Origin of the sequence: Arthrobacter sp. Y81 (assembly GCF_002929335.1) — a bacterium.
GTDB lineage: Bacteria > Actinomycetota > Actinomycetes > Actinomycetales > Micrococcaceae > Arthrobacter.
Map to the genome: position 1 here is coordinate 1 of NZ_PJIL01000104.1, position 520 is coordinate 520.

Genomic DNA, 520 nt, shown 5'->3' on the forward strand with positions numbered 1-520 from the left:
CACTCGTGGCCGCCCTCATCGAGGAGCTGAGCGCTTAGCCTTGACCCGCCGATGAGGAGGACCTTATGTCGCCGGCTGGTCTGGCCCGGGTCATGCGCCTGGTCCGGACGGCACCCCTGTTCGGGGAACCGTCCGGTGGGGGACATCGCGTTCGTGGATGTTGATGGCACTCTTCAATCGAAGTGCACGGCCACGCCAAGCAGGTCTCCGGCCGACTGGTCGTGCGCCGCATCCCGAGCAAAAAAGGTTTCGGTCATCGGGGGTCGCCTTTGAGTGCGCGACCGGGGAACGCGTCCGTCAGCATGAGACCGTCCCGCACGACGGCTGTACCGCCGACGAAGAGATGGCGCACCCCGACGGAGGGCCGGGTGGAATCGAGGTAACTTGCGGTGTCGGAGAACCGATCCGGCTCGATCACGACGATGTCGGCGTCCGCACCGATGCCGATGTGGCCCTTGGCCCGCGCGCCGGATGCTGCATCATCGAGAACGCGCGCCGGCAAGTAGGAACAGCGCCGGAA

The 520-nt window shown here is 66.3% G+C and carries 1 pseudogene; it reads right to left on the minus strand.

Annotated elements, in window-relative coordinates:
• Positions 1–253: 253 nt before the first annotated feature.
• A pseudogene (locus tag CXQ91_RS24400) lies at positions 254–520 on the minus strand (hypothetical protein); the annotation flags it as partial.